1 protein-coding gene is annotated in these 367 nt (G+C 73.0%); it reads left to right on the top strand.

What is annotated here, in order from left to right; all coding sequences use genetic code 11:
- The coding region (locus EOE66_RS21645) for an autotransporter-associated beta strand repeat-containing protein (RefSeq protein ID WP_205702799.1) at nt 1-367 on the top strand (367 nt) is incomplete at both ends.

Below are 367 nucleotides of genomic sequence, written 5' to 3'. Positions count from 1 at the left end.
GCAGCATCCTGGGCGCCGGCAGCATCGCCCTGGGCAGCGCCACGCTCACGCACACCGGCACCACCGCCACCAGCTTCGCCGGCACCCTCAGCGGCACGGGCGGCCTGCTCAAGCAGGGCACGGGCACACTCACGCTCTCCGGCAACCACGGCTACACCGGCACCACGCGCGTGACCGGCGGCACGCTGGCGCTCAGCGGCACCCTGGCTTCCAGCACCGTGGAGATTGCCGGCGGCGCATTCACGCTCACCGGCAACGAGCGCCTGGCCAACACCGCAGCGGTCAACGTCACCAGCGGCAGCCTCACGCTGGGCGGCACCGAGACCGTCGGCACGCTGGCCTTGAGCGGCCTGCTCGATGGCAGCGG

This window comes from Rubrivivax rivuli (genome assembly GCF_004016505.1).
Lineage (GTDB): Bacteria > Pseudomonadota > Gammaproteobacteria > Burkholderiales > Burkholderiaceae_C > Rubrivivax > Rubrivivax rivuli.
Note: the sequence above shows the minus strand (reverse complement) of the source record. Positions and strands in the feature narration are given on the sequence as shown.